The sequence below is a fragment of the Streptomyces sp. NPDC043878 genome, from assembly GCF_056435735.1.
Genome location: NZ_JBWKDW010000027.1, coordinates 39,379 through 60,133 on the forward strand (window position 1 = coordinate 39,379; position 20,755 = coordinate 60,133).

The 20,755-nt window shown below is 68.4% G+C and carries 20 protein-coding genes and 3 pseudogenes; 10 read left to right on the forward strand and 13 right to left on the reverse strand.

What is annotated here, in order from left to right:
- The first annotated feature begins 21 nt into the window (after window positions 1–21).
- Window positions 22–972: an alpha/beta hydrolase gene (locus AC07AZ_RS30760; RefSeq protein ID WP_478853509.1), complete on the forward strand. Its 951-nt coding sequence runs from the start codon at window positions 22–24 to the stop codon at window positions 970–972.
- A gap of 220 nt (window positions 973–1,192) precedes the next feature.
- Window positions 1,193–1,768, forward strand: coding sequence for an SRPBCC family protein (locus AC07AZ_RS30765; RefSeq protein ID WP_478853511.1), 576 nt, complete (start codon window positions 1,193–1,195; stop codon window positions 1,766–1,768).
- 199 nt (window positions 1,769–1,967) lie between these two features.
- Here the strand turns inward: AC07AZ_RS30765 and AC07AZ_RS30770 are convergent, their stop codons facing one another.
- A complete protein-coding gene (locus AC07AZ_RS30770) occupies window positions 1,968–2,351 on the reverse strand; it encodes a hypothetical protein (protein WP_478853513.1) in 384 nt (127 codons plus the stop codon).
- A gap of 201 nt (window positions 2,352–2,552) precedes the next feature.
- Complete coding sequence (locus AC07AZ_RS30775) at window positions 2,553–2,765, reverse strand: hypothetical protein (protein WP_478853515.1); 213 nt, start codon at window positions 2,763–2,765, stop codon at window positions 2,553–2,555.
- A gap of 190 nt (window positions 2,766–2,955) precedes the next feature.
- Here AC07AZ_RS30775 and AC07AZ_RS30780 point away from each other — a divergent pair, with 190 nt between their 5' ends.
- Together AC07AZ_RS30780 and AC07AZ_RS30785 are read left to right on the forward strand one after the other, a co-directional pair.
- Entirely contained in the window at window positions 2,956–4,257 is a 1,302-nt protein-coding gene (locus AC07AZ_RS30780; protein WP_478853517.1) for a sensor histidine kinase, read from the forward strand.
- Between the two features lie 43 nt (window positions 4,258–4,300).
- A complete protein-coding gene (locus AC07AZ_RS30785; RefSeq protein WP_478853519.1) occupies window positions 4,301–4,960 on the forward strand; it encodes a response regulator transcription factor in 660 nt (219 codons plus the stop codon).
- A 444-nt stretch (window positions 4,961–5,404) separates the two neighbouring features.
- On the opposite strand, the gene AC07AZ_RS30790 is transcribed toward AC07AZ_RS30785, so the two are convergent.
- Complete coding sequence (locus AC07AZ_RS30790) at window positions 5,405–6,418, reverse strand: DMT family transporter (RefSeq protein ID WP_478853521.1); 1,014 nt, start codon at window positions 6,416–6,418, stop codon at window positions 5,405–5,407.
- A gap of 73 nt (window positions 6,419–6,491) precedes the next feature.
- Here AC07AZ_RS30790 and AC07AZ_RS30795 point away from each other — a divergent pair, with 73 nt between their 5' ends.
- Window positions 6,492–6,986, forward strand: coding sequence for an Lrp/AsnC family transcriptional regulator (locus AC07AZ_RS30795; protein WP_478853522.1), 495 nt, complete (start codon window positions 6,492–6,494; stop codon window positions 6,984–6,986).
- 707 nt (window positions 6,987–7,693) lie between these two features.
- On the opposite strand, the pseudogene AC07AZ_RS30800 reads toward AC07AZ_RS30795, so the two are convergent.
- Both AC07AZ_RS30800 and AC07AZ_RS30805 read right to left on the reverse strand, forming a co-directional pair.
- Window positions 7,694–8,165, reverse strand: a pseudogene (locus tag AC07AZ_RS30800) (transposase); the annotation flags it as partial.
- Between the two features lie 1,170 nt (window positions 8,166–9,335).
- Entirely contained in the window at window positions 9,336–9,812 is a 477-nt protein-coding gene (locus AC07AZ_RS30805; protein ID WP_478853524.1) for a hypothetical protein, read from the reverse strand.
- 233 nt (window positions 9,813–10,045) lie between these two features.
- On the opposite strand from AC07AZ_RS30805, the pseudogene AC07AZ_RS30810 reads away from it, so the two are divergent.
- Window positions 10,046–10,138, forward strand: a pseudogene (locus tag AC07AZ_RS30810) (IS982 family transposase); the annotation flags it as partial.
- A gap of 139 nt (window positions 10,139–10,277) precedes the next feature.
- On the opposite strand, the gene AC07AZ_RS30815 reads toward AC07AZ_RS30810, so the two are convergent.
- The 7 genes and pseudogenes from AC07AZ_RS30815 to AC07AZ_RS30845 form a co-directional block, all read right to left on the reverse strand.
- Window positions 10,278–11,345 carry a carbohydrate kinase family protein gene (locus AC07AZ_RS30815; RefSeq protein WP_478853526.1) on the reverse strand — a complete coding sequence of 356 codons (1,068 nt, stop codon included), beginning with the start codon at window positions 11,343–11,345 and terminating at the stop codon, window positions 10,278–10,280.
- Window positions 11,342–12,331 carry a zinc-dependent alcohol dehydrogenase family protein gene (locus AC07AZ_RS30820; RefSeq protein ID WP_478853528.1) on the reverse strand — a complete coding sequence of 330 codons (990 nt, stop codon included), beginning with the start codon at window positions 12,329–12,331 and terminating at the stop codon, window positions 11,342–11,344. Before AC07AZ_RS30820 ends, AC07AZ_RS30815 begins: the two co-directional genes overlap by 4 nt.
- Complete coding sequence (locus tag AC07AZ_RS30825) at window positions 12,328–13,185, reverse strand: carbohydrate ABC transporter permease (protein WP_478853530.1); 858 nt, start codon at window positions 13,183–13,185, stop codon at window positions 12,328–12,330. The genes AC07AZ_RS30820 and AC07AZ_RS30825 overlap by 4 nt, the downstream gene beginning before the upstream one ends.
- The gene (locus AC07AZ_RS30830; RefSeq protein ID WP_478853532.1) at window positions 13,185–14,147 is read right to left on the reverse strand and encodes a carbohydrate ABC transporter permease; all 963 of its coding nucleotides are present in this window, start codon (window positions 14,145–14,147) and stop codon (window positions 13,185–13,187) included. Before AC07AZ_RS30830 ends, AC07AZ_RS30825 begins: the two co-directional genes overlap by 1 nt.
- Before the next feature lie 85 nt (window positions 14,148–14,232).
- Window positions 14,233–15,597, reverse strand: a complete 1,365-nt coding sequence (locus AC07AZ_RS30835; protein WP_478853534.1) for an ABC transporter substrate-binding protein — start codon at window positions 15,595–15,597, stop codon at window positions 14,233–14,235.
- A 160-nt stretch (window positions 15,598–15,757) separates the two neighbouring features.
- Window positions 15,758–16,519, reverse strand: a complete 762-nt coding sequence (locus tag AC07AZ_RS30840) for a DeoR/GlpR family DNA-binding transcription regulator (RefSeq protein WP_478853536.1) — start codon at window positions 16,517–16,519, stop codon at window positions 15,758–15,760.
- A 322-nt stretch (window positions 16,520–16,841) separates the two neighbouring features.
- Window positions 16,842–17,178, reverse strand: a pseudogene (locus AC07AZ_RS30845) (transposase); the annotation flags it as partial.
- A gap of 417 nt (window positions 17,179–17,595) precedes the next feature.
- Between AC07AZ_RS30845 and AC07AZ_RS30850 the strand changes: the two are divergent.
- The 4 genes from AC07AZ_RS30850 (at window position 17,596) to AC07AZ_RS30865 (ending at window position 19,788) form a co-directional block, all read left to right on the forward strand.
- Window positions 17,596–17,760 (forward strand): zinc finger domain-containing protein, encoded by a 165-nt coding sequence (locus AC07AZ_RS30850; protein ID WP_478853538.1) that lies wholly within the window; start codon window positions 17,596–17,598, stop codon window positions 17,758–17,760.
- A 32-nt stretch (window positions 17,761–17,792) separates the two neighbouring features.
- Window positions 17,793–18,125 carry a hypothetical protein gene (locus tag AC07AZ_RS30855; RefSeq protein ID WP_478853540.1) on the forward strand — a complete coding sequence of 111 codons (333 nt, stop codon included), beginning with the start codon at window positions 17,793–17,795 and terminating at the stop codon, window positions 18,123–18,125.
- A gap of 995 nt (window positions 18,126–19,120) precedes the next feature.
- The gene (locus AC07AZ_RS30860; protein WP_478853542.1) at window positions 19,121–19,420 is read left to right on the forward strand and encodes a hypothetical protein; all 300 of its coding nucleotides are present in this window, start codon (window positions 19,121–19,123) and stop codon (window positions 19,418–19,420) included.
- Complete coding sequence (locus AC07AZ_RS30865; RefSeq protein WP_478853544.1) at window positions 19,417–19,788, forward strand: fic family toxin-antitoxin system, toxin component; 372 nt, start codon at window positions 19,417–19,419, stop codon at window positions 19,786–19,788. Before AC07AZ_RS30860 ends, AC07AZ_RS30865 begins: the two co-directional genes overlap by 4 nt.
- A 430-nt stretch (window positions 19,789–20,218) precedes the next feature.
- Here the strand turns inward: AC07AZ_RS30865 and AC07AZ_RS30870 are convergent, their stop codons facing one another.
- Entirely contained in the window at window positions 20,219–20,536 is a 318-nt protein-coding gene (locus AC07AZ_RS30870; protein ID WP_478853546.1) for a hypothetical protein, read from the reverse strand.
- Window positions 20,537–20,755: the final 219 nt, after the last annotated feature.

Here is a 20,755-nt window from a genome sequence, read left to right on the forward strand (position 1 = left end):
CAGCCTCGAAAGGAAAAGACCATGACACTGTCCCTGGACCCCGAAATCGCCGAGGCGCTGGCCCCGATGGCCGGCGCGATGGCCGAGGCCAAGCCGCCGGCTGTGGGCGACATCGCGGGCCGCCGCGCCATGTGGGAACCGATCATCGGCGCCGCGGGAGCCGCGCAGCCCATCCCGGCCGACGTGACGACCCACGAGCACTACGCGACCGCAGACGACGGCACACAGATCAAAATGTGCTGGTACGTCAAGGACGGCGCCGAGCCCGGCCCAGCCGTGCTGTTCTTCCACGGCGGCGGATACATCTTCGGCCACATCGACCTGTTCGACGGCCCGGTCTCCCGCTACGTCTCCTCCAGCGGCGTGCCGATGCTGTCGGTCGAGTACCGCCGCGCCCCCGAGCACCCCTTCCCGACACCGCTCGAAGACGCCTACTCCGCACTGCGCTGGCTGCACGAACACGCCGCCGAGCTGGGCGTCGACCCCGGCCGGATCGGTGTGATGGGCGACAGCGCCGGAGGCGGCATGGCAGCGGCCCTGACGATCCTCGCCCGCGAGCGCGGCGGCCCGCAGATCGCCCGGCAGATCCTGCTCATGCCGATGCTCGACGACCGCACCACCACGCCCGACCCTCACATCGAGCCCTACGTTCTGTGGTCCTACGACGACAGCCTCACCGCATGGCCGGCACTGCTCGGCAAGGCCGTAGGCGGCTCCGGCGTCCCGCCCACGGCGGCTCCCGCCCGTCTCGACGACGCGACCGGCCTGCCGCCGGCCTACATCGAGGTCGGCCAGCTCGACGTCTTCCGCGACGAGGACACCGCCTACGCCACCAAGCTCAGCCGCGCCGGCGTACCGGTGGAGTTCCACCTGCACCCCGGCGCCCCCCACGAATTCGACTCCATCGCCTTCAACTCCGACGTCGCGCGGCGTGCCATCGCCGACCGGGTCCGGGTGCTCAAGTCGATCTGAGCCGTGAACAGCGACCTGCTGTCACTCACCAACCACGTCTCCAGCCACATATCGCCGCACTACCTCAACGACCCTCAGCAAAAACGATCGCTGCTGCATCACCGCACGGCCACATAGGGGTAATGAGGAGACGCCTCCGTTCAGATGGCGGCGGCAAGGCGCGCAATTTCGTTAATGCTTCACAGTGGATATGCATCACCACCAAGACAGGAGAACACCGATGTCCGACAAGAAACTGATCACGGCGAAGAAAGCGACCGAGCCTCAGGGGGCCGCAGTGACACAGGCGATACCCCTCCTTATCGGTCCAGCCGACGACACTGTTCAGATCACAGTTCAGCGGCGAACCGCGATGGCGCCCGCCGACGCGTTTCGGCTGCTCATGCCCATCGACCTGTCGAGCGTTTTCCACCGGGTGGCACCATTTCCCGGCGTCAAGGGAGTGGCAAACCAGACCGAAGCATGGGATCACGTCGGTCCGACCAGGAACCCGCAGTTCGACGATGGGTCACAGGTCAACGAACAACTGACCGAGTACACAGAAGGCTCCAGTTTTGCGTATCAGCTGACGGGATTCACGAACGTCCTCTCCCGGCTTGCGGCTGGCGTTCGTGGTGAATGGAACTTCAATCCCGACGGCGATGGCACCCTGATCCGATGGACATACGAATTCAAGCCGCTTCCGGGGCGGCGTTGGATTCTCGCCGGTCCTTTCACTCCTCTCTGGCGTCGATACATGTCGGTCGCCATCGATAGGTGCCTGCAAGTGATCGAATCGGAAGAAAACAACTCGTAGGCATGTTTTTCGGCCCTTCACAATCCCGGGTGTAGCAGTGGCCTGAAGCCGCCACTTTCCAGCAGGGATCTGGCGATGAAGCTGGTGAGGTGTGGTGGCCGGCGGGGGCGGTGGCGGCGAGCACGCCGACGAGTGCCGGGACGGTCAGGGGGATCAGCGGTAGGCGCTGGTCTCCCTGGTCTGTCCGGCTTTTCCCTGCTCATCGCCTGATCAATTTCGTGGTCGGAGACCGCGTCGTTCTCCGGTGCGGCTGCTGTTCGGGGTGCTGGGCGCGTTGGACGGTGAAGAAGGCCAGGGCGAGCATCGCGCGGGTGACGTGACGGTGCCAGGAGTTCCAGCGGCGGACCTGGTACTGGCCCAGCCCGGTGATCTGTTTCGCCTGCTCGTTGTTCTCTTCGATCTTCCAGCGCACTCCGGCCCGGCACACGGCCTCCGGCAGGGCGGCGTCGCGGCGGCGGTGCACGAGGAAGTAGGCGTACTCGAAGTCCACGCGCCCGCCCGCGAGTTGCTTCCTGCGCCGCAGCCATCCGAAGACCTGGCGCCAGGTGAAGGCCGACAGGTACTGGAAGGTAGCGGACGACACCCCATGCCGGAAGTACGCCGTCCAGCCCCGCAGCACCGGGTTGAGCTGGCAGCACGACTGCCAGCGGCAGGTTCGTGTCCTGTCGGCACAGCGTCTTGACCTTCAACGACCCGTCGTCGAGGGCGCGTACGCCGCCCGGGTAGGCCGTGCTGACGCCCTCCAGAGCGATGGCGGGGGCGCCGACGGCAGTGCTGGCGGCGTTCATCGCCGGCCGCGCAGGTTCCGTACGACGAGAGTGCCCGCGCACAGGACGGTGATCGCGCCGCACACCAGGTGCACCCAGGTGTCGGCGCCGCCGAAGGAGGCCGCCATGTTGGTGAGCGCGCTGGCCACCACCACCATCCAGAGCAGGGTGCGGGCGATGTCCCCGGAGCTGAGCCGGTCGGCGGGATCAGGGGTCGTCGTGTGCTGCATGGGGGCTGCTCCCGGAGTCTTGTGGGGTGGTCCTGCGGTGGCCGTGTGCCGTTCCTGCTGTCGTCACCGACGCTACGGATCAGCACCCCTGGCGGCCGATCCCGCAGCCCGCCCGGTTCGGGGTACAGCAGGCTGTACTGCCCCACCGCTTGGGTGACGGCGAACCCGCCGGCGGCATAGGGTCGTTCGCATGACAGCGGGCAGGAGTCGAGCGGCAGACCGACGCGAGAGCTTCAAGGACATCGCGCTACGGAGCCTGAGCGCCGCCGGTGAGGCGATCGCCCAGCTGGCGTCCGGGCTCAACACGGCTCTGCTCGCCATCCTGTTGCTGGTGTGGCTGACTCTCATTGCCGCGACGAGCGTCGTCGGCGTCGGGCTGCTCATGGCACCCGCGCTCCTGCGCACCCTGCACGCCCTCGCTGGCCGGGAACGCGGCCGGCTCGCCCGCTGGGGCCCCGAGGTCGCCGCCCCGGAGCCCCCGCCCACGCGGCTGCGGGCCGCCCTCGTCGACCGCACCACCTGCCGCGAACTGGGCTGGCTGGTCCGGCACTCCACCGTGGGGGCGCTGCTGGGACTGCTCGGCGTCCTGCTGCCGGTCTTCGCGGTGCGGGACACCGCTTTCCCGCTGTACTGGACGTTCATGCCCGAGGGCGCGACTGCCACCTCCGTGGGCATCGGAAACGCGCACACCTGGCCGGACGCTGTCGCCGTGACGCTGCTGGGCGCGGGCTGGATCGCCATCATCCTGGGGCTGACGCCCGGTATGGCCCGGCTCCAGGCGGGCCTCGGGCGACGGCTCCTGTCGGCCGGTCCCGAGGTCGATCTGTCCCTGCGCGTCGCGGAGTTGACCGCCACACGTGCCGCCGCCCTGGACGCCCACGCCACCGAACTGCGCCGCATCGAACGCTCGCTGCACGACGGTGCGCAGAACCGGCTCGTCTCCGTCGCCGTGCTGATCGGGGCGTCCCGCCGCATGGTGGCCCGCGATCCGGCGGGTGCCGACGAACTCCTGGAACGCGCCCAGTCCGCCGCCGAACAGGCGCTGGCCGAGCTGCGTACCGTCGCCCGCGGCATCCTGCCGCCGGTGCTGGCCGACCGGGGCCTCGCGGGCGCGCTCGCCGGTCTCGCCGCGAACTGCGCGGTGCCCTGCCGGATCGACGTGGACGTGCCCGAACGCTGCGCCGCCTCCGTCGAGGCGACCGCCTACTTCGTGGTCGCCGAGGCCCTGACCAACATCGCCAAGCACAGCGGCGCCCGGCACGCCGTCGTCACGGCACGCGGCGGCGGGGGCCGACTCGTACTGTCCGTCGAGGACGATGGCAGGGGCGGCGCCGGAGGCAGCTCCCGGGCTTTCGGCTCCGGAGGAGAGGACGGCGGCTCCGGGCTCACCGGCATCCGCCGCCGCATCGCGGCGCACGACGGCGGCCTCACCCTGACCAGCCCGCCCGGTGGCCCGACCGTCCTGACAGTGGATCTTCCCTGTGGATCGTGACGACCGGAGCCCGACCTGTGGAGCCCGACCTGTGGAGCCTGACATGCGGATCGTGATAGCCGAGGACGATCCCCTGCTGCGTGAGGGGCTCGCCCTGCTGCTGCGCGCCGAGGGCCTCGACGTGGTGGCCACCACGGGTACCCCCGACGAGGCGCTGGCTGCCATCGACGTGCACAAGCCGGACGTCGCCATCCTCGACGTACGGATGCCGCCGACCCACACCGACGAGGGGATCGTCGCCGCGGTCGAGGCCCGACGCCGACGGCCCGACCTTGCAGTGCTCGTGCTGTCCGCGTACGTCGAGCAGAGTTTCGCCACCGAGTTGCTCGGCGGCGGGGTGAACGGCCTCGGTTATCTGCTCAAGGAACGGGTCGGCCGGGTCGAGGAGTTCCTGGACGCGCTACGGCGCGTGGCCGGTGGCGGCACCGCCATCGACCCGGAGGTCGTCGCCCAACTCTTCACCCGCTCCCGCCAGGACACCCGCCTGGAACGGCTCAGCCCCCGAGAACGGGACGTACTCGCCCTGATGGCCGAGGGGTTGGGTAACTCCGCCATCGCCGAGAAACTCGTCGTCACCGACGGCGCCGTCCACAAGCACATCCGCAGCATCTTCGCGAAGCTCGATCTGTCTTCGACGGACCAGATGGACCGCCGAGTCGCGGCCGTCCTGCGGTATCTGGAGGATCTACGGCGGCTGGCTTGAGGTGGTGTTGTTCTGAATAGTGCAGGGTCGGAACACTGCCTCTTCACCAGTCATCGGGGATCTGGGCGAGCACGGTGTCCAGAACGGTGATTTGGCCGCTCGCGGTGTTCGCGCCGGCGTCGCCCGGCCGCAGCAGGTCGTGCACAGCGGCGCACGCTGGCCGCAGGCGTCGTTCGAGTACCGCGCCGTACAGGACGTCCTGGCCCTGACGCTGCTGTTCGCAGGGCGAGACGCCCCCTTGCTCAACGTCAGCCAGGCACAGCCCGGCGTGCCGCGCACGCAGGTAGCCGACAACGTGGAATGGGCCGTGTGGTGTCAGGGATGCCTCGATCCCGGCGTCTCGGATCTACCGCGTGCAGACAAGGAACTCGCCACAAGGGCATTCCGCTACCTGGCAGAAAGCCGGCTACTCGGCGGCTCTCTCGACGAAGCACTGGGGAAGGGCTATGCAGGCGTGTGGCACTTCGGCGCCTGCTCTGCACCGAGTTCGCCTGGTGCGGGAGATGCGAGGGCAGCGGCGGACGTGCTGCGCCTGCCGCCGGAGATCCGTGGCACGGGTGCCTCGCGGGGGGAAAGGAACCGTGGCGGCAGACACATGGTGATCATTCCGGCGAGAATCAGCGCGCCGCCGGTCCATGCCACCGGTGAGAGCTTCTCGCGGAGAAGGAGTACGCCGATCAGCGCGGCTGCCAGTGGTTCGGCAAGGCTGAGGGTTCCAGCTGTGGTTGAGCGCACCTGCGTCACCCCCGTGGTGAACAACCAGTAGGCGAGGGCCGTGGTCGCCACGCCCAGCCAGACGATCAGGCTGAAGGTGGCGCCCTGCCACACGGGAGCGGTGTTGCTGATCATCCATGGTGTCAGCGGAAGGGATCCTGCGAGCAGGGAGAGCGCGGAGAACCCGGGCAGCGGTGCAGTGCCAGCGACGGCAGCCAGCTTCTTGGCGAAGACGGTGTAGAGGCCGTAGCAAGTACCGGCGGCCACGGCTAGGAGGAGGCCCAGCGGGTCCACGCCCGTACTCCCCGGCGCCAGCAGCAGGGTGCAGCCTGCGACGGCGACGGTGGTGCCGGCCATCCAGAGGGCTGTCATGCGCTCGCCGGTGACCCACCGGGCACACAGGCCGATCGCTGCGGGCGCGACGCCCAGAGCGACGACTGTGGCCAGAGCTGCTCCGGTCCGCGCTACCGAGGACATGAGCGCTGCCTGGAAGACGCCTGTAGCCACGGCGCAGAGCAGCAGGGGGCGCACCACTGCGCCCGTGGTCAGTGCCTGCAGCGTGTTCCTGCGGACGGTGAAGGCCGCCAGGATCAGGCCGCCCACCACCAGCCGCCAGCCGCCCAGGGCCGTCGGCGTCATAGGGCTGGACGCCACCACCTGAGCAGGGCCGACTGTCCCCCACAGCACAGCCGCGCCCAGCACCAGGCCCGCACCGCGCAAGGGACCGTTCGTTCGTGCGTTCATAGTCGCCGAGGCTAGGCAAAGTCCCAGGCGTTGCGGAGGGTAGGCGCATTTTCTGCGGCATACAGTCCTCTTCATGGAACTTGATGCGCTGGACCGGGCTCTTCTGCGGGAACTGCAGAACGATGCACGGCAGACCAACCGCGACCTTGCAGCCAAGACCGGGGTTTCCCCCTCCACCTCGCTTGAGCGGGTACGGCTGTTGCGTGAGCGCGGCGTGATCACCGGTTATCACGCAGCCCTGGACCTCAACGCGGTCGGCCGGTCCGTGCAGGCACTCATCTCGGTGCGCATCCGTCCCCCGGCCCGCCCCGTCATTGAAGGGTTCCGGGAATGGGCCGCACGCCTGCCGGAGGTGATCGGCCTGTTCGTCACCTCCGGCACGCACGACTTCCTCCTGCACATCGCGGTCTCCGACGTCGACGGTGTGTACGCCTTCGTCATCGACCGGCTCACCGAACGCAGAGAAGTCGCCGACGTGCAGACCACCATGGCCTATGAGCACGTCCAGCCCCGCTGTATCGAGCCGGCCGGCCCCGGCCGAACCCGCTTCTCCCGCAGACCCCGCTGACGAGTCGGCCCCCTTCGTGTCCCTGTGCCGTGATCCGTATCCGCGTTGACCGGCTGAAGGCAGGAATGCCGGTGCGGGCCCTCGGCCACACCGCCGGGCAAGGCTCCCCGGACATGGTTCTCGGTTGGTTCCCCCCGGCCTGCGGGCGCTCCGCAGCCGAGCGCGTCAACGCGTTCGGGCGCTGCGCCGCGGCGCTGGCGAGGGCTCGGGGGTGGGCCGGGTGGGCTTCATCAGATGCTCGGATGAGGCCAGGCCGGTGTGGACGAGCTTGGCCGCGCGGCGGACGTCGCAGTCACCGCTTCATGGACCTGCGCGGGCGTGCGGGCGCCGTCCAGGTAGGTCTGCTCACCAGCCTCCCGACCCGACCGCCCACGCAGCTGCCCGGCTCGTGGATCGTTACCACGAGCGGTGGCAGTCGGAGACGACGTACTTCTCGATCAAGGCAACGATGCTGGACGGCCGTGTCCTGCGCTCCCGCTGCCTGACCGGCCTCGACCAGGAGGTCTACGCCCCGCTCACCACCTACCAGGCCCTGATCCGTGCCGCTTCCGGCACCGCCTGCACCCGACCTGGCCTGGACATGGACCGCATCAGCTTCACCGTCCTGCAGACCACTGCCGGCGACACCATGACCACCGCGATCTTGCCCCCGACGTGTCGGCGTACACCTGATCGTGGCCACCGAGGTACAGACGTACGTCCCCACCCAACGGGTGATGGCCGTAGGTCTTCTTCCAGGTTGCGGCCGCGCTCTCCTCGTCGGAGTGGGTGATCACGAGAACACCCTCGAGATCGATGACGACCTGACCCTCGGTGTCCGGCGCGCTTTTGCTGGCCAATGACCAGGCAGGATTACGCACTTCGGAGATGCCCTGCAGAGCCTTGTCACCAGAGGCGGCGAGGGCGTCGATCAGGCGGGAGATGGTCGGGTCGGAGGCGACCGGGCCGAAGACGGCCGGCTCACACCGCAGCGTCGCGACGTTCTCCCGCCCAGTGCGACCGCCAGGGCGACGACCAGGAGGATCTTGCCGGTCTCGTGGACGGCCCGTGGTTTGCGCCAGGAGCCAGAGGTTGGGCCACGGCCTGGTCAAGACCGGCCTTGCTGACCGTTTCGACGAGCAGGACCGACCCAGCGTGGGAGACGACCTGACGGCCGTCGTCCTCGATAGGACCCGGCAGAGTGCTTCACCTGGAAAGTGCCCTTGCAGCCAACGGGACCCTCAGCAAGTCCTATCGTTGCGGTAATGGGCACTTTTCGTGTTTCTGATCAACCTCTGGACAGCGCACCGCATGAAAGCGCGAAGCTAAGCAAAGGTTAAGCATCATGAGGTGGCTGGACATTCCCGGCCTCGCCACAGCCGCTGCTGCTACAAGTGCCTCGCCCGCCTCACCATATAGGACACGGTCCTATCCGCCCTCGTGGCCGCCGGGCGACATCCCGCCCCGATGTCACAGCACCAGTGGGAATCACCGACGGCGACACGTGCAAGGACACCGGTCGGTACTAACAGGACGATGTAGATGCCCTTTCGTGCAGCTCTGGTTGTGCGCCAGCCCTGTTCGGCAAGCCGTTCCTATACTCGTCGAAGGCGCCACCAGCGTAGTGCTGCTGCCGTGCGCGCTCCCACCCCCGGCTTTCCATGGAGAAGCGACGCCATGAGCGAACTCGGCGAGTCCGTCGGTACGGGCCCCGATCTCGGCTCGGAATTCCTTCCGCAGCGGACGCGGGGAGGTCCCGACATTAGGGCGCAACCAGTCCTCCACGCTGCCGCCCGGATTATATCGACGGGTGGACGTGGCGTCGCCCGAGCCCGGCTCTGGCTACGGATGATGTACGGCTGGCGACGGCGAGACGTCGTCGACACCATCACGGGGCCGCGCGAGCGACTTCCCGGAATGATCGTCACGACCAAGTCGGCGAGGCAAAGCGGACGATAGCACCCTGTTCGACCAGCTCGAAAACCGTGTGGCCAGCCTTGATTGCGCTGGTTCCTGGTGTCCGGGGTTATGCATGGTGCCCGCGACGACACCGGGCTGCAGATCGGGGACACCGCGGAGACCGCCTGCTTCTTCGGCCGCAAAGTCAGCGGCCACGGACCCGACGACGCCTGAGGCTTCCTCAACCGTGTCACTGCGGCTCTCTCGACTTGGCAGTTAGGCGGCGGAGGAAAGGGGTTGTCATGCCGTCAAGGTTCACCGCCGAACAAAAGGTAGGTCACCTGCTCGAATGGGCTAGGGAATGGAGTGGGGGCGGCCAGGGGAGAAGTATGTGGCTTTACTCGCTAGATCTAGGGGGTTCTCACGCCCTGCTAAATGACTGGATTAAAAATCAAAGAATTCAAAGCACTCTCACCCGTGAAGAAAAGGGAATTGTAGATGCGGCGCGTAAAAGGTCATCAGAGTCGCCGCGCCAAATGAGACCTGCCAAATCACGCCCTCCTGGTCGAAGCCTGCGCGCTGGCCAAGAACAACGGCCGACGCAACAGCATCACCGCGCTGGCCGCGACCGGCCGTGCCACCCCGCACATTGCCGCGCACGTTCCTGGTGAGGTTGACGAACAGCTGAACGAGATGGTCGAGCAGTGGGACCGGCAGGACGACGCCCGCAGGATCGGCTCCAGGAACCAGACGATCGCCGAGGACTTCGCCCTCGAACAGCCGTTGCTGATGCCGTTGCCCGAGGAGCCGTTCGAAACCGGGCGGTTGTTCACCCTGCGGGATCGATCGACAGCCGCTCACGTCACCGCGCGTCCTTCTCATTCCACGATCGTTAAGTTGTCCCCCGAGCGAGCTATGCGGGATTTTGTCCCCCGAGGCTTGATGCATGACACCGACTCCTCAGCAAAGGGCTGGGGCAACTCAAGTGGTCGCCCAACGGGAGAGCCGTGACGAGCACGAACCCACCGACGCGCTGCGCGAACTGCTTGGCAGGGCCGCCGACTCGCTGCGCGGGGACCGGCGTCTCCACGGCCTTTACGAGGTTGTCGACCGTACATTTCTGCGCCCCAGCACCACGCAGGAACGGACTGCTGAGGCCCTGCATCAGGCCAGCGACTGGTCAGGCCATGCTCGGCTTCACCTCCGAGGCCGAGTAGCTCCGTCACGCCCGCGCCCACCTGCGGCATCTCTTCCCCTATCTGCCGCAGCAGCCCCCTACAGCAAGCGGCTGCCTCCTCCCGCAACCGCGCCTCTCTGGCATCGGAGACCGCCGGCAAGGTTCGAGAGCGGGGCACGCTGTGGAGGGAGTCGAGCCGCCCGGCCACACCGGCGCGGGACGGACGGCTCGTCGGCTCACGCCACCAGTTCTGCTGCTGTGGGCGGGTCGGCGCCCTCACGCGCGCATGTGAGAGCGGCCGCCCGGGCGGCGACCGCCAGCGCCTCGCCGAGAACCGCGGGCAGTCGATCGGTGTCCGTTGCCGTGCGGAGTGCCGCGCGTGCCGTCGCCGCCTCGGCTCCGGGGCCGCCGCCCAGCAGCCCGGCGTGCAGGAGTCGGCTGGTCAGTCCGGCCATGAAGGCGTCGCCCGCCCCCACGGTGTCCGTGACCCGGACGGGTACCGGAGCGATGTCCTGGCAGCCGTGTCGCCACCAGGCCCGGGCACCCTCTGCTCCCAGAGTGAGGACGACCAGCGCCGGGCCGTTCCGTGCCCAGCGGGCCGCCGTCTTGTCGGGGTCCTCGTCAGGGTGGAGCCAGGCCAGGTCCTCTTCGCTCGCCTTCACTACGTCGCTGAGGGAGACGAGTTGTTCCACCCGTTCACGCTCCTGCTCCGCGGAGCGGAGCAGTGCGGGCCTCAGGTTGGGGTCGTAGGAGACGGTGGCCGAGGTTCGCAGGGCGTGCAGGGTGTGCAAGACCTGGTCGGCTCCCGGGATCAGGGCGGTGGCGATGGATCCGGTGTGGACGTGCGCCGGCGGGCTGTCGCGCAACGTCTCCTCGGCGGCCGCCGACAGGGCCCAGGTGATGTCGAAGGTGTAGCTTGCGGCGCCCGCGGCATCGAGTGCGGCGGTCGCTGTGGAGGTGGCGGCGTCGACGACGGATCCCGGTGACAGTTCGACCCCACTGGCCTCCAGGTGCCCTTGCAGCAGGCGGCCGTTGTGGTCGTGCCCCACGCGGGTGGCGAGCCGGATCGGGTGGCCGAGTCTGGCCAGGCCCAGCGCCACGTTGGCGGGGCTGCCACCGGGGTGGCTCCGGCGCGGGCTGTCGGGACCGGCGATGACGTCCACCAGCGCTTCGCCGATGACGAGCGCCGGGAGCCCGGGGACTGCCGTGTCTCCTCTGCCGGGCAGGACGGCGGGCGCCGGCCCGGTGCGGGCCGGGCCGGCGGCCCGCGTAGCGGTCCGCCCGGGTTCGGTGGTCCTGGTCACGGCAGGACCTGGATCTTCCGGCCCTTGCCGGCCTGGAACTGTCGTACGGCCTCGGCGTAGTCCGCCAGCGGCAGCCGGTCGCTGATGAAGATCTCCGGGTCGAGCACTCCACCGGCGAACAGCTCGGCGGCGCGCTCGTAGCTGTGCAGGACCGCCATCGAGCCGGTGATGGTGATCTCCTCGTTGTAGATCCGGTAGGGGTCGATGGTGGCCCGGGTCGCGTAGTCGGCGACGCCGAACTGGAGGTACGTACCGCCCTTGCCGACCCGGCCCAGGGCGTCCTGGATGGCGTGGGCGTTGCCGGTGGCGTCGATGACGACGTCCCAGCCGCGCGGGCGCTCGATCGCGTCGGCGGTGGTCACCGCGTTGCTGCAGCCGAGCGTGCGGGCGGTGGTGAGCCGGTCCTCGTTGATGTCCACCATGTCGACCGTGGCCGCGCCGGTGCGCTTGGCGAGCTCCAGCATCATCAGGCCCATGGTGCCCGAGCCGTATATCAGCACATTGCTGGCGAGCGTGGAGCGCAGGATGTCGTAGCCGCGTACCGCGCAGGACAACGGCTCGATGAGGGCGGCGTCCTCGGTGCGGACGTGATCGGGGAGCTTCACGCAGTTGGCGGCGGGGGCGGCCGCGAACTCTGCCGCGCCGCCGGGGACGGAGACGCCGATGGCGTTCCAGCGCTCGCACATGTTGCTGCGCCCGATACGGCAGTAGTGGCACTCGTGGCAGTACAGAGAGGGATCGACGGCGACCCGGTCGCCGACCTTGAGATCGCGCACCCCGGAGCCCAGGGCGACGATCTCGCCGGCGAACTCGTGCCCGGGAATGATAGGCAGGGTGGGCGCGAACTCGCCCTGCAGGATGTGCAGATCGGTGCCGCACAGGCCGCAGGCGGCGACGCCGATCACCACCTGCCCCGGGCCCGGCGTGGGGTCGTCGACGGTCTCGACGCCGACCTGGCCGGGCGAGCTGATGACGGCGGCTTTCACTTGACTGCTCCAAGGGACAGGCCCTGGACCAGCTTGTCCTGGGCGGCGAATCCGGCGATGAGCACCGGCAGGGAGATGCAGACGGCGGCGGCGCACACCTTGGCCAGGAAGAGGCCCTGACTGGTGACGAAGCCGGTGAGGAACACGGGTGCGGTGCTGGAGACGACGCCGGTGAGCACCCGTGCGAAGAGCAGTTCGTTCCAGCTGAAGATGAAGCAGATCAGCGAGGTGGCGGCGATGCCGGGGGCGACGACCGGCGCGACGATCCGGGTGAGGACGGTGGGTAGTCCGGCGCCGTCGATGGAGGCCGCCTCCAGGATCTCGACGGGGACCTCGGCGAGGAAGGACCGCATCATCCACACCGCGATCGGCAGGTTCATCGAGGTGTAGAGGATGATCAGCAGCCCGATGTTGTCGAGCATGCCGGCGTCCTTGGCGATCAGGTAGACGGGCAGCAGACCGGCCACCACAGGCAGCATCTTGGTGGACAGGAAGAAGAACATCGCGTCCGACCACTTGCGCACCGGCTTGATGGACAGCGCGTAGGCGGCCGGGATGGACAGCACCAGGACCAGCAGCGTCGAGACGACGCTCGCGGAGAAGGAGTTGATCAGCGGCGGCCAGGGGGAGACGCCGGTGCTCGCACCGAAGAACTCCCGGTATCCCTGGAGGGTCAGCGGTGCCCCCAGGCTCGGTGGGTTGGTCGCGGCGTCGGACTCGCTGTGCAGCGAGGTGAGCACCATCCAGGCGACCGGCAGGAAGAACGCGACTCCGCAGAGCCAGGCCAGCAGGCCGAGCGCACCGCGCTTGCGACGCGCGGTGGAGCCCCCGGGGGTTTCGATGGTCGTGGCCATCAGTGGCTCTCCTCTCGGAGCAGGGACGAGACGGTCCTGAGCGTGAAGGTGCCCACAAGGAGGGAGCACACGACGACGATGACGCCCTCCGCGGAGGCCTGCCCGTAGTCATGCGCCTGGTAGAAGGTCTCGTAGACCGTGTAGGGCAGGTTGGCGGTGCCCAGGCCGCCGGCGGTGAGGGTGTAGACGGCGTCGAAGTTCTGCACCACGTAGATGCTGCCGAGCAGCGAGGCCAGCTCCAGATAGCGGCGCAGGTGGGGGAAGGTGAGGTAGCGGAAGACCTGCCAGGTGGTCGCGCCGTCCACGCGGGCCGCCTCCACAGCGTCCATGGGGCGGCTCTGCAGTCCGGCCAGCAGGATCAGCATCATGAAGGGCGTCCACTGCCAGATCAGCGACGCCTCCACGGACATCAGCGGCAGCGAGGACAGCCAGTCGGGCTGCGGCGCGTTGTCGCTGCCGAACAGACTCCACAGCCAGGTCAGCGATCCGTTGATCAGCCCGTAGGTGGCGTTGTACAGCGCGTGCTTCCACAGCAGCGCGGACGCCACGGGCACAACCAGGAACGGTGTGATCAGCATCGTGCGGACGATGCCGCGGCCGCGGAACTGGCGGTCGAGCAGCAGGGCCAGGCCGAGGCCCAGTACCAGGCTGACCAGGACCACGGTGACCGTCAGCGTGACGGTCGTCAGGATGGAGGAGCGCAGCTGCGGGTCTGTCACCGCATCCGTGTAGTTCTGCAGTCCCGCGAAGGCCTTGTTGGCCGGGTCGAGGGCGTTCCAGCGCATGAACGAGATCGCCAGGGTGCCGACGAACGGCAGCTGGGTGACCACGATCATGAAGATCAGCGCCGGGAGCAGCGGGGCCCGCCGGGCCCACGCCCCGCGAGACCGCCGGGGAGGCGCTGCCTCCCCGGCGGTCTGCGGCGCCCGGGCACGCCTGGTGAGCGACTGAGTGAGGGTCATCGGTATGTCTCCGCTGTGCCCCCGTCCCCCGGTCCCGCGGGTGCGGGACCGGGAGGCTGGGAGCGTCGGGTGGATCGGGCAGGGATCACTTGTCCGCGTACTTGGCGGCGACCTTCTCGGCGTATGCCTGGCTGGTCTCCAGTGCCTGCTCGGCACTGGTCTTGCCGGCGATGGCGGAGCTGATCTGCTGGGAGACCTGCGTGCCCAGCTCGGTGAACTCGGGGATGCCGACGAACTGGATACCGGGGGCGGGACGGGCCTGCACGCCCGGGTTCTGCGGGTCGGCGGCCTTCAGCGCGTTCGCGGTGGCGTCGGCGAAGGCCGATGCGGCGGCGACGTACTTGGCGTTCTCGTAGGTGGAGGTCCGCTTGCCCGCCGGGACGCGGGACCAGCCGAGCTTCTCTCCGACCAACTCCTCGTACTTCTTGCTGGACGCCCAGGAGATGAACTTCCAGGCGTCGTCCTGGTGCTTGCTCGCCTTCTGCAGGCCCCAGGCCCAGGTGTAGAGCCAGCCCGAGCTCTTGGTCCTCTCGACCGGTGCGGGTGCGTAACCGATCTTGCCGGCCACCGGCGACCCGTCGGCTTCGAGTGAGCCGGCCGCGGAGGTCGCGTCGTACCACATGGCGACCTTGCTCTGCTCGATGTTGTTGAGGCACTCGGCGAACCCGGATTGCGGGGCGCCCGCCTCACCGTGGGCGCGCACGAGGTCGACGTAGAACTTGGTCGCCTTGGTGAAGGCGGGGCTGTCGACCTGGGCCTTCCAGCCCTTGTCGAACCAGGTGCCGCCCATGGTGTTGACCACCGTGGTCAGCGGAGCCATCACCTCACCCCACCCGGGCAGCCCGCGCAGGCAGATGCCTTTCATCCCGGGCTTGGCGCCGTCGGCCTTGGCGGCCAGGGCGGCCACCTGCTGCCAGGTGGGGTTGGCCGGCATGGTCAGCCCCTTCTCCTTGAAGACGTCCTTGCGGTACATGAGGAAGGACGACTCGCCGTAGAACGGCTCGGCGTATATATGGCCGGACGCCGTCAGGGACTTCTGCATGGCGGGCAGGATGTCGCCCTGGTCGAAGGCGGTGTCCTTCTTCGCATACGAGGTCAGCGGGGCGAGCCAGCCGTTCTTCGCGTAGATCGGCGTCTCGTAGTTGCTGATCGTCGCCACGTCGTACTGGCCGGCCTGGCTGGAGAAGTCCTGGGTGATCTTGTCGCGGACGTCGTTCTCGGGCAGCACCGTGAAGTTGACCTTGATGCCGGTCTCCTTCGTGAAGTTGGCCGCCGTGAGCTTCTGCAGGTCCGCCATCTGCGGGTTATTCACCATCAGCACGTTGATGGAGTGCGAGCCGGAGCCGCCTCCGGCGCCGCCGGCACCGGCGCAGGCGGTGAGCAGTGCGCCGCACATGACGAGCGCGCCGAGCGGCATGGTGTGCCGCAGAACAGTCCTTCTTGAGCTCATGACCGTCTCTTTCGTGAAATCTCGGGTGTGAGAGGCGAAGCGGAGAGGAGAATGTGGGATCGGGCAGGCGGGTGTGTGCGGCTGCGTGGGCAGGGGGTGCCGTCGGGGCGGCTCCGACGGAGATCTCCCAGGCGGTATGGGGGAGGGCGGGCTGAGCGGTTCAGACCCGGTGGACGCGGGGTCCCATCAGTGAGTAGCGATGCGCCTCAGCGCTGGACAGGCCGATGTTGGTGACGATCGCCTCGAAGTCGCCCACCTCGGCGAAGCGGCAGAAGCTGCTCGCGCCGAACTTGCTGTGGTGACCCATGAACACACGTCGGCGCGACACGGCCAGCGCCTTGGCCTTGACGTCGGCCACCACCGGATCGGGGGTGGTCAGGCCGAGCTCCCGGGAGATGCCGTTCGACCCGAGGAAGGCCAGGTCGATGACGAATCCCTCGAGCATGGCGCAGGCCCATGAGCCCACCGTGGCCAGGGTCCGGGCGCGGACGCGGCCTCCCAGGAGCAGCACGGTGAGCTGCGGAGAGTCCGCGATCGCAGCGGCGGTGGACAGTGATGCGGTCACCACGGTCAGCGGCCGGTCGCCCGGGAGGAGCGCGGCGAGGAGCTGCGGGGTGTAGCCCTCGTCCACGAACACGGTCTCCGCGTCACCGAGGAGTTTGACCGCCTCCGTGGCGATACGGCGTTTGTCCTTGATGTGCAGGGTCTCCCGTTCGGGGAGCCCCGTTTCGAAGCCCGCGCCCTCGACGGGATAGGCGCCGCCGTAAGTGCGGCGGAGCAGGCCCCTGCGTTCCAGCACGCCGAGATCACGGCGGACAGTCTCCGGCGCGACGGCCAGGTCGACGGCCGTGGTGGTGACCTCGACCCGTCCCTGGTGACGAGCGAGCGCGAGAATCCGGCTCTGACGTTCTTCGGCGTTCATTGCACTCACCTCGATTCCGTACCGGTCCGGGCACGGCGTGCCCGGTCTTGCCGGACATTTATACCAATCAGCTTTTGACACAAAGTGGCCCAGAATGGGCCTGAAATCGCCCGATGATGCCTGATGTGGATACGCGAAGCCCCAGGTCAGATGCCTGATAAGCAATTTGTCCCGTTTATCGATGCCCGTGCTGGCCGCCTTCGGTGCCCGGTTCGGGTGAACAGCGGACTGCGACCGACCTCATGGCTGCTCGGCTGCCGGCTGGAACGAACCGGGGCGGCATGATCCGGCATGTCTGATCGGTCCGCGAACGATGTGGGACGAACCGTGAGGTCATCGCGCCTTTGCTGCCCTGCCGCCAGGTCGGCTCGCTGAAAGGATGCGCACTGGCCTCCGCCACGAGGACGGGCTCGCGGTGGGATGCGGTAGCGGGGAAGGGTCGGCGGCCCCAGCCCGCCGTAACCGGGCTGGTGTGGCTCGACATCCTCCGGCTGGGCGACTTCCTTCCCGGTCAGGACCAGGACATGGGAGAGCCCTCGCTCCTCGAGACCGAGCCGAAAGGGGGTGCTGACGCCGCAGCCGGCATCTGCGACCACGACAGGCGCCTTCAACTGCCACTCGGCAAGCGTGTCGAGCAGGCCGAGCGCGAGACGCCACTGGCCACCCGAGGCCAGGTGGACGGCGACATGGCCGGGTTCGGAGCCTGACGCGCGCTGCCACAGACGAAACGCGAACACGTCGTCCCACATCGACCCCATGGGTCCTCCTCAGCAACTACTGAGCCGGCGACAGATGCCCCGACGGCAGCCGGTGGGGCGACCATAATCACCCTCCCAGGCCCACTGCCTGAGCATCCAGCGACGGCTGCCCGACAGGCCCAGCGGAAGTGCCCGGGAATGCACCCGGGTGGCGCTGTGCGTGCCTGGCGATCTGCAAACGCAGCCGAGCGCGCAAGCTCTCACAAATGAGTAGACCGGAGACCCCCACCGGACCGTGTCCGGTTTGCCCCTGATCTTCGTTTCTCGCGACTTCTCACACAACAGCTTTCGCACAATGCCTCGCGTAGGTTCTGCGACATGCCACAGCCCGCCGAACCGGCCATCGCCGTCGAACAGTTCGACTGTCCAACCTGTGAGGTGCCCTCCGCGAGCTCCTGCCGCACCCGCGGCGGCAAGGTCGCCCCGACGTACCACACCCCGCGCTTCATGCTCGTCTCCAGCTTCGCGCCGAACTGGAGGTGAAGACGCCGCGGTGGCGGCCGGAACGCCCGGACGTGTTCATCGCACAGCGCCTTTCGGTCGTGGCGGCTTTCGACCAGCAGCCGGCCCAGCAGATCGAGGCTGCGCGGCAGGCGGTGGCCCCGACGGACAACGCCGAGTGGACCACCTTGATGCTCAACCGTCAGCGGGCCCGGGCGGCAGCAGAAGCAGATGCGCGGCCGCGCACCGACGCCGACCGCGCCGCTGCTCGAGCCGCCTGGGATGTCTGGCCGTCCGTTGCTGATCACTACGCCGAGGACCCGGATGACGCTCTTGACCTGTATGGACTACGCCTCTGCCAGTTCGCCATTGCTCAGTTGGGACGACTCGAACGCCAGCAGGCCTGATCGAGTTCCGGCTGGCGGCGAGGAAGGCCATGACCCGGCGCCAGAAGGAGGCCGTGGCCCCTGCCTTCTCGTCCTCCAGGGCCTCGGTATAGGCGAGCCGGGAATGGTCGTCGAGCGCGGAGTGCAGCTATGTGCCGCCGACCTTCCCCATGCGGGCCCGGTGCGGCTGGAGACGCGGTACCGATGCCGGCGCGCCATCTGGCACCTTTGGGGATGCGTCCGAGCTTTTTGATGTCGACGTGGACCAAGTCGCCGACCCGACCGTGCTCGTAGCGGATTACGTTGCGCGGCTGCTCGCCGGTCGGCGGGTCAACGTCGCGCAGCCGGTTCAGTCCTCGCCTCACCAGGATGCGGCACACGGTGGCCGGCGCGAGCGTTACACAGACAGCCGTTGGAGGTTGTACTCGGACGCTGTGCCCGGGCGAAGCATGCCGTTCTGTGCCAGGGCCCGGCGTGCCGGCCACTGCCGCGACCGTAAGTCGGACTGTGGCACGTCGCCAGTCGAACGCACGCGACTTGCAGGGCGCCGACAGCCGGTGGTCGGCGAACACCGACTCCAGCGCGGCCCGGCGCCGCCGGTTCGGCCAGGCGGTGGTGTCGGTCCCGGACAGCCGCAGGAGATCCAAGGCGACGAAGTGCGCGGGCCACTCGCCCGCGGCCCGGGCCGCACCTGTGCCTCGGCAGTGTGGTCGCATCCGGCAGCTGCGCGATCCCAGCCTCGAGCGCAGCACCACCCGCCCTGCGTCGACGGGGACCAGAGCGCGGAACCCGTCCCCTCTGGCCTCTGGCATAAGGGCTGGTGGGGAGGTTTCCGACGGGTTTCGCGAGCATCGCCCAGGCAGTCGCCATTCCATTGGCTCAGCGTTACCACCAAGGACCTGCGCTTCAACGGGCCTGGGTACAGAGTTCGGCGGTGTGGTCGGTGGGCGCTCGCGAGAGGGCCTGGTCCTGCCAAGGCCTCCGTCCGTGGCAGGATCCGCTGGTACCGTCCTCATATGGACGAGAACGGATCACAGCTGCCATTCGCCCCCGACGAGTACGCCCGTGTCGAGAAGGCGGCGCAGCTGGTGGGCAAGTCTCCCGAGGTCTTCGTCCGTGACGCCGCCCTCGCCGCGGCCGACGATCCCTTCATCAAGGCCCTGGACCGCACCCGCGACCGGGTCGCGCAGCTCGCCGAGGTCTTCGCGACGCGGGACGTCCAGGAGGCCCTCGCCGACACGGCGGAGTACCCCGACCCGGCGCCCATGGGCAGCCGGGAACTGTTCGAGATCCGGCAGCACGGCCGCGCGGCGTGACGCGCTTCCTCACTCCTCAAGAACTCCTGCAGATCGCCCAGACCCTTCCCGGTGATCCTGCGTGCCTCGACCTGGGCGTCCTGAACGCCGTCAGCGCCCGGGTGCAGGCCCGCTACATGGGCCGGGACGTTTATTCGAGCGATTGGCTCAAGGCGGCGGCCATGCTGGAGACGGTCGCTCTCCACGAGCCGCTGGAGGCGAAGAACGAGTTCTTCGCCTGGCTGGTCGCCGAGACGTTCCTGAGCACGAACGAGAAGTCCATGCGCTACGAGCCCGAGGACGCCCTCGCCCTCGTCATGCGCGCCAAGCACAAAGGCGCCGGCGTGCAGGAGATCGCAGCCCAGCTTCGCGCCTGGCACACCGCCTGACCTGCGGCCATTTGCGGGATGGCTGCACCCGCACGTCATCCCCAGCCGTCGCTTGGACCCAGAGGGCCTGAAGCCAGGCCCGGTCCAGAGGGAACGTGGAGATGCTCGCCCAGGGGGCAGAACCCAGACCGCCGGTTCGGGCAGCTGCCCCGGTTCGGTCTCGATGATCTGCACGTCGCTGCAACCCGCGTCACCGAGTTCCTTCTTGCGTCCGGCGGCGCTCGGTCTGTGGTACGCGACAGCGGAGGAACGCGGGGTTCCGTCCGGATCAGTCCAGGTGAGCGCAAAGTTCTGCATCGTGATGGCCATACAGCCATCTTCGCCGCCGACACTGACAATGCCCTGCTTGCGCCCCTTGATCACGTATGGCGAAAGAGACCTCCGCGGGGATTGAGCGCGCAGGTGTCGGACCCCTTCGCAAAGCCGAAGCTCAACGGCCACGGGCCGTGGAGTGGTCAGATTGTGCGGTCGAGGAATTCGCGGACTGCGGGCAACTGCTGATGGGCTCGGAGATTGGTTCGTAGACGTGGGCGCTCGCGGCCGACCGTACGGCTCCCATGTAGTGAGCTTCCGCCAGGTCGGTGTTGCCCGAGTCGAATGCGCACCAGCCGCAGATCCGGGGCACCTCGGCGGCCGCCGACCACGGTCGACGCCCGACGGCTTCGCTGTAGGAGCGGGTACGGAGGACTTCGGTGATCATGCGGCCCTCGACGCGAGCCAGTTCGTAGGTCTCCGGAGCCGATCTCATCGTCCATCAGCCGCAGGGCGGCGAGGCGCGCTTCGATCAGCGAGGCGCTGCGAGCCGTCACACGTAGCCGGCCGGGGGCGAGGACGGCTTCGGCTGGGTAGGCGGCAGTCCAGCTGGCGAGGGTCGCGGCGGCCAGGACGCCACCGCTGAAGAGTGCTGTCCGTCGGTCCATATCCGGCCTTCCCAAGGGCTTGCCGGTATTGAGGTTAGGGGGCCTAC

Excerpts from the sequence above, each read along its gene's own strand:
- AC07AZ_RS30860 (WP_478853542.1), top strand. The coding sequence starts at position 19,121 with ATGGACGAGAACGGATCACAGCTGCCATTCGCCCCCGACGAGTACGCC.
- AC07AZ_RS30780 (WP_478853517.1), top strand. The coding sequence starts at position 2,956 with ATGACAGCGGGCAGGAGTCGAGCGGCAGACCGACGCGAGAGCTTCAAG.
- AC07AZ_RS30795 (WP_478853522.1), top strand. The coding sequence starts at position 6,492 with ATGGAACTTGATGCGCTGGACCGGGCTCTTCTGCGGGAACTGCAGAAC.
- AC07AZ_RS30760 (WP_478853509.1), top strand. The coding sequence starts at position 22 with ATGACACTGTCCCTGGACCCCGAAATCGCCGAGGCGCTGGCCCCGATG.
- AC07AZ_RS30840 (WP_478853536.1), bottom strand. The coding sequence starts at position 16,519 with ATGAACGCCGAAGAACGTCAGAGCCGGATTCTCGCGCTCGCTCGTCAC.
- AC07AZ_RS30825 (WP_478853530.1), bottom strand. The coding sequence starts at position 13,185 with ATGGCCACGACCATCGAAACCCCCGGGGGCTCCACCGCGCGTCGCAAG.
- AC07AZ_RS30775 (WP_478853515.1), bottom strand. The coding sequence starts at position 2,765 with ATGCAGCACACGACGACCCCTGATCCCGCCGACCGGCTCAGCTCCGGG.
- AC07AZ_RS30830 (WP_478853532.1), bottom strand. The coding sequence starts at position 14,147 with ATGACCCTCACTCAGTCGCTCACCAGGCGTGCCCGGGCGCCGCAGACC.
- AC07AZ_RS30870 (WP_478853546.1), bottom strand. The coding sequence starts at position 20,536 with ATGAGATCGGCTCCGGAGACCTACGAACTGGCTCGCGTCGAGGGCCGC.
- AC07AZ_RS30765 (WP_478853511.1), top strand. The coding sequence starts at position 1,193 with ATGTCCGACAAGAAACTGATCACGGCGAAGAAAGCGACCGAGCCTCAG.
- AC07AZ_RS30790 (WP_478853521.1), bottom strand. The coding sequence starts at position 6,418 with ATGAACGCACGAACGAACGGTCCCTTGCGCGGTGCGGGCCTGGTGCTG.
- AC07AZ_RS30805 (WP_478853524.1), bottom strand. The coding sequence starts at position 9,812 with ATGCATCAAGCCTCGGGGGACAAAATCCCGCATAGCTCGCTCGGGGGA.
- AC07AZ_RS30850 (WP_478853538.1), top strand. The coding sequence starts at position 17,596 with ATGCCACAGCCCGCCGAACCGGCCATCGCCGTCGAACAGTTCGACTGT.
- AC07AZ_RS30785 (WP_478853519.1), top strand. The coding sequence starts at position 4,301 with ATGCGGATCGTGATAGCCGAGGACGATCCCCTGCTGCGTGAGGGGCTC.
- AC07AZ_RS30835 (WP_478853534.1), bottom strand. The coding sequence starts at position 15,597 with ATGAGCTCAAGAAGGACTGTTCTGCGGCACACCATGCCGCTCGGCGCG.